Origin of the sequence: Oscillatoria sp. HE19RPO (genome assembly GCF_024220515.1) — a bacterium.
GTDB lineage: Bacteria > Cyanobacteriota > Cyanobacteriia > Cyanobacteriales > Laspinemataceae > Laspinema.
Window position 1 is genome coordinate 1 of sequence record NZ_JAMXOT010000309.1, and the last position, 6004, is coordinate 6004.

A 6004-nucleotide genomic window follows, 5' to 3' on the forward strand; every position below is an offset into this window, starting at 1 on the left:
TGCTTGCGCCCCTACAGGAAATAACGATTTTTCATCATCAAATTTACCTCTTGGACAGGCGCTTCTCGAAGCGCCCCTACAGGAAATAACGATTTTTCGTCATTAAATTTATCACCTTGACAGGGCTAGGGTTTTAACCCCCAGGGGTGCCGAGGCGAACCGGATTTAGCATGATTCCACCCTCGAAATGTTTAAGTTTCATGAAAATTACGGGTAAAAGTTTACAATAGTTACAGACATAGCAGGGAGAAACCGTAATGGCTGCCAATCAGGGAGATATTGATATTGCTCCGCTTATCGATCATTCCCTACTGAATCCCACTGCTACCCCAAAACAGGTAGAGCAGTGGTGTGAAGAAGCAGACCGATTCAAATTTGCCTCGGTTTGCGTGTATCCCGCTTACGTTCGTCTAGCCACCAACTACCTCCACGGCAAGAGTCCCAAAGTTTGCACTGTGATTGGCTTTCCCACCGGAGGCAGCACCTCAGCAACCAAGCTGTATGAAGCCCAAGAAGCCGTAGACAATGGAGCCACGGAACTGGATGTGGTGATTAATATTGGTTGGCTCAAAGCGGGGAAAAATAACGATGTCCATGATGAGATTGCGGCGATTTGTGACAAGACCGATCGCCCCGTGAAAGCGATTCTGGAAACGAACCTGCTGAGTGATGAAGAGAAGCGAGTGGCGGCGGAGATTTGCATGGATGCCGGGGTTGCTTATTTAAAAACCTGTACCGGATTTGCCGGTGGCGCTACCGTTGCTGATGTGGAACTGCTCAAGAAAATTGGTCGAGGACAGGTGGGAGTCAAGGCATCGGGAGGAATCCGTACTGTAGACCAAGCGATTGATTTAATCATTGCCGGTGCGACTCGCTTAGGGACTTCTTGGGGTCCTCATTTTTTGGGTTTATCCTCCCCTGGGGATGCCGAGTCAAACGAGGACCGATGAATGAGCGCCCCTGCTCAACTGAGGTCCCTCTAACAACAAAGCTAACAACATGAGTCGAACGTACAAAGCCACAGGTATCAATCTCAAAAGCATCCCCCTGGGTGAATCCGACCGGATTCTAACCATTTTGACCCGGGAATGTGGTTTGATTCGGGCAGTGGCACCGGGAGTTCGCCTACCCAAGTCTAAGTTAGGGGGACGGGCGGGATTGTTTGTGGTGAACGAGTTGGTGATTAATCAGGGGCGATCGCTCGATCGCATCACCCAAGCTGAAACCCTCGAATCCTATCCCGGATTGAGCAAAGATTTGAGCAAACTGACCGCTGGACAATATTTGGCGGAATTAGCACTCTGCCAAGCCCTCAGTGACCAACCTCAAGAAGAATTATTTAGTTTACTCAGTGAACATTTAAGTCGAATTGAAGGGTTGAGCATCGTAGGCGATCGGCCCAGTACCACTCAAGTTCTTCCCTTACTTACCCAGGGCATTTATCACTTACTGGCTTTAGGGGGAATTGCTCCCCAAGTTCATGCCTGTTGCCTGACTCAATGCCCTCTGACTCCAGATTTTCAATCTTTAAACTGGCGAGTTGGCTTTAGTATCAGTGCCGGGGGAACCGTGAGTTTAGCTCAGGGAAATAGTCCCTCAAATTCCGGTGCTGCTGGACCTAAACTAGACCCCAGTAATCGCGCATCTCCCTCGGTTCAGGCTCCGACTCTTCCCCGAAAAGTCGATCGCCAATTAAATGCCGTCGAGTTAGCGATTCTCCAACAACTGACTGCTGCCGAACTCCCTCAAGAAACCCACCTAAATTTACAGATCCAAGGCATGATGGGTGAGCGGCCATCGGTTGATCAAGTGTGGGTCTCGATTGAACATCTGTTACGGCATTATGCCCAGTATCATTACGGTCAATCGATCCGCTCTGCTACCTTAATGGATACCTATATCCATTCATCAAGGGCGAGTTTTTAACTTTCCCGTTCATCCCTGCAATCATACAGATTTGTCCCTGAGATTAATCTTTCAAGATAGCCGATTTTAACCTTACCCATAATGCCATTATCTGATTCAAATTTAGAAACACAGGTTCCCCACTGGAATCCCTCAAATTCTTCTCAAAAACATCCCAGTCAACGGGGAGGAAGTCATCATCAAACCCAATATCGCCGTCCGGTTCAGGCGGAGAAACTAGAGGAAATTGACCGCAACAACCGCCAACCGGGTCATAGCAATGGGCGATCGCCGTCCTCCCCAGGCAAACCCCGTCCCGCTGTAACATCCAACCCGCCAGCATTGGAACATAACCTGATTAACAATGGTTCTGGCTCAAGGGAACAAAATGTTCAACCCCCCTCACCACCGGAACCAGAACGAGGGTTTATGCCGGTCTTAAAAAACCGCAATTTTTTAGTCCTGTGGAGTGGTCAGGTCTTCTCTCAGTTAGCCGATAAAGTCTATTTAGTCCTGATGATTGGCCTGGTTGCCAGTCGCTTTCAAGCCGAGGGTCAAAGCATTAGCGGTTGGGTTTCTGCGATTATGGTCGCCTTTACAATTCCAGCAGTTCTGTTAGGTTCCCTCGCCGGTGCTTTAACCGATCGCTGGTCCAAAAAAGGCATATTGGTATCCACGAATTTAGTGCGGGGAATCTTCGTTTTATTCCTGCCATTGCTGTTGTTTTTATCCGAAGGATTCCATTTTGGAACTGTACCCTTGGGATTTGCTTTAATGCTGATGGTGACTTTTGTTGTCTCCACCCTCACCCAATTTTTTGCTCCGGCTGAACAAGCAGTCCTTCCCCTGATTTTAGAAAGAGGGCTGTTGCTTCCGGCGAATTCCCTCTACACCACCACCATGATGGCTTCGGTAATCGTAGGATTTGCGGTGGGAGAGCCACTGCTGGCGATCGCCGATCGCACCTTTGCTCATATCGGTGATGGGGTCGGCATCGGCAAAGAACTGGTCGTCGGCGGCAGTTACTGCATCGCTGGGTTGCTGTTATTGATGATGAAAACCGGAGAAAAACCCAATCCCCCGGATACCGAATATCCCCATGTGTTTGAAGATATCCGCGATGGGTGGCAGTATCTGAGCAATCATCAGCGCATCAAGAGTGCGCTAATTCAGCTTGTTATCTTATTTTCCATCTTTGCAGCCCTAGCCGTGTTAGCAGTCCGCCTAGCCGAAGTTATTCCTAACCTTCGCACGGATCAGTTTGGGTTCTTACTCGCCGCAGCAGGGGCGGGAATGGGGGCCGGTGCCGCCCTCCTCGGCCATTTTGGACAGCATATTTCCCATCGGCGCTTGAGTTTATTTGGTTCAATTGGCATGGCCCTGTCTTTGGGGAGTCTGTCTCTCTTCGGAACCCAACTTTGGGCGGCATTAGGGTTGATTACCGTATTGGGGGTATTTGCCTCCTTCGTGGGAGTCCCCATGCAAACCACCATTCAGGCAGAAACCCCAGAAGAAATGCGGGGTAAGGTGTTTGGCTTACAGAATAATGCGATTAATATTGCCCTAACCCTCCCTCTGGCCCTAGCGGGAGTCGCGGAAGCCATGTTTGGGTTAACAGTGGTGCTGTTAAGTTTGGGGGCGATCGCCATAGCCGGAGGCGTCTATAGCTGGTATATTTCTCAACCAGAACCCCATCAATCCACTTAGGGTGTTCCAACAAATAAATCCTCCAAATCCCGATGGTTAAGCACCTAACTGTATTAGCCCGCGCAGGCGGGCTTTGTCCTGTGAGCCTCCAGGCTTAAGCCTGCGGGTTTTTTGGGTATTTTATTTTTTGGAGTTCCCTTAAGGCCCAAAGTAAAGCGGTTAGCGACTGGCTAAAAGTGAGGGAGAGTCTCGGGTTCATTCCCCTAGGGCGATCGGCTTTCTCACCATTAGCTGCTAACTTTAACACTAATCGTTAATCCCCAGACCCAAATGCATATCGCTTGGCTTGGAAAGAAAACCCCTTTCTGTGGCAATGTTACTTACTCTCGTGAAGTTACCAATGCGCTTTTAGATCGCGGACATCAGGTCAGTTTTTTCCATTTCGCTCAACAAGAAGCGGTAGAAGCGGCGGAAAACCTGCCTCAATTGGAGTCGGAACTGGCCCTCAAAACCGGGAATGGCTGGCCGGTTGCTGCCTGTGAAGTCTCGTTACCTTGTCTTTATAAGTCCACTATTTACACGATTCCCACGCCAAAATCGCGGAAGGTGTTGACTCAGGCATTACGGGACCTCAGACCGGATTTGGTTCATGCTTCCCTTACCTTGTCCCCGTTGGATTTTGTCCTGCCGGAGATTTGTGAAGAGTTAAATTTGCCCTTGGTGGCAACGTTTCATCCGCCATTTGCTCACCAACGTTCGTTGCGATCGGGACGGCAGCATCTGCAACATCTGACCTATCAACTCTACGCCCCGTTTCTGCCGAATTACGATAAAACCATCGTGTTTTCCCAGCTTCAGCGAGAGTTACTGGGCAAACTCGGGGTCCCCAGTCGGCAAGTGGCGGTGATTCCCAATGGGGTGGATGTCCAGAAATATTCCCCAGGATATTCTCAGTTCAAGCAGGAACTGAACGCCGATCGCCTGTTTGTCTACCAGGGTCGGATTGCGATGGAAAAAAATGTGGAAGCGCTTCTCAAGGCGTGGAAGCAAGCTGACTTGGGTCCAAGTTGCAAGCTGGCGATCGTGGGGGATGGTCCCTTGGCTCCCTCGTTGCAGGGGTATGCAGGGGCAGAACACAATGTGATCTGGTTGGGATATGTGGCGGATGAACAACGCCGCATTGAGATTTTGCGCGGGGCGGATGTGTTTATTTTACCCTCCCTGGTGGAAGGTCTTTCCCTGTCCCTGTTAGAGGCGATGGCTTGTGGTTTGGCCTGTATTGCCACGGATGTGGGTGCTGATGGAGAAGTGCTCGCCGAGGGTGCCGGGGTGGTGTTGTCCGCCCAAGGAGTGACTACTCAACTCAAAACCCTCCTCCCCCTGTTGAAGGAACAGCCGGAGTTCACCACTCTGCTGGGCCGAAAAGCCCGTCAGCGCGTTCTCGATCGCTATACTCTCAGTCGCAATATTTCCCAGTTAGAAGTGATGTATGAGGAGATTTTACAGGAACGCCCCTTGCCGGTGACGCAGTGGGCCTAAGATAAACTCCCGGTTCTGGTGTGGGACTCCCCGAACCCTCGCCCGCCCTTGCGGGCTATTTTTATGGCAGTACAATTAACAAAACTGAGGAGTGCGAGCATCTTGCTCGCTAGTGACGATATTATCCCAAACCCTAGAACGCTTAACTCACGAAACTAATGGCACGGCGGCTCAATGGTTCGCTCAACAGATTGCTAATCTTTAGAAAAACCCGCACCCTCAAGGGTGGAGGCTCACAGGACAAAGCCTGCCTCCGCAGGCTACTCTATAAAAACGATTTGTTAGAGCCGGATTTGATATGATTCAGAGGTTCAAGATGCGATCGCTGATTAGATTTTCCCTGGTTTTACTGGTTCCTCTCGCCGGTTGTGTTGGGACTGGACTGGAGGAAACCCAAGCGGTAACCAATGGCATGAGTATGGAACAAAGGTCAGAGATGGTCACCCTATCTGGGGTGGTGATTAAAAAGCCTTGGACAAAAAATCCGGAATCTTGGAATGCTGGCGGTGGGGATTATTATGTGTTAGATGTGGGAGATGCCCGAGTTCGCGATCGCTCCGCAGAGGAAGGGGTCATTCTCCGTCCTTCTGATGCTGTATCAATGGCACAATTTGAGGAATTTGTGGGCAGTTCTGTGGAAGTTTCAGGGGAATATATAGCGGCTCAACCTTATGTTCCGGAAAGTCCAATGGAATCCTATCCTACAGATATGGAGGGAAATCCCTTGCCGAGAGGTTCAGGATTTAAGGTGTATCAAATCACGCCAGTACCGTAAAGGTTAGAAACCGGGTTTTTTTCCCAAGTTGCTGCTAAGTTGCATGAAGTTAACGCAAAAACCCGGTTTCTTGTCCCCCCGGCAAAGGTTAGAAACCGGGTTTTTTTCCCAAGTTGCTGCTAAGTTGCATGAAGTTAA

At 50.0% G+C, this 6004-nt stretch carries 5 protein-coding genes; all 5 read left to right on the forward strand.

Annotation, left to right across the window (positions count from 1 at the left end):
• Nucleotides 1-257: 257 nt before the first annotated feature.
• The 5 genes from deoC (at nucleotide 258) to NG833_RS24575 (ending at nucleotide 5866) form a co-directional block, all read left to right on the forward strand.
• Complete coding sequence (gene deoC, locus NG833_RS24555) at nucleotides 258-950, forward strand: deoxyribose-phosphate aldolase (RefSeq protein ID WP_254567903.1); 693 nt, start codon at nucleotides 258-260, stop codon at nucleotides 948-950.
• Between the two features lie 49 nt (nucleotides 951-999).
• On the forward strand, nucleotides 1000-1926 hold the full coding sequence (recO, locus tag NG833_RS24560) for a DNA repair protein RecO (protein ID WP_254567904.1): 927 nt from the start codon (nucleotides 1000-1002) through the stop codon (nucleotides 1924-1926).
• A gap of 81 nt (nucleotides 1927-2007) precedes the next feature.
• Nucleotides 2008-3612, forward strand: coding sequence for an MFS transporter (locus tag NG833_RS24565; RefSeq protein WP_254567905.1), 1605 nt, complete (start codon nucleotides 2008-2010; stop codon nucleotides 3610-3612).
• A 270-nt stretch (nucleotides 3613-3882) separates the two neighbouring features.
• The gene (locus NG833_RS24570; protein WP_254567906.1) at nucleotides 3883-5091 is read left to right on the forward strand and encodes a glycosyltransferase family 4 protein; all 1209 of its coding nucleotides are present in this window, start codon (nucleotides 3883-3885) and stop codon (nucleotides 5089-5091) included.
• A gap of 298 nt (nucleotides 5092-5389) precedes the next feature.
• A complete protein-coding gene (locus NG833_RS24575) occupies nucleotides 5390-5866 on the forward strand; it encodes a hypothetical protein (protein ID WP_254567907.1) in 477 nt (158 codons plus the stop codon).
• Nucleotides 5867-6004: the final 138 nt, after the last annotated feature.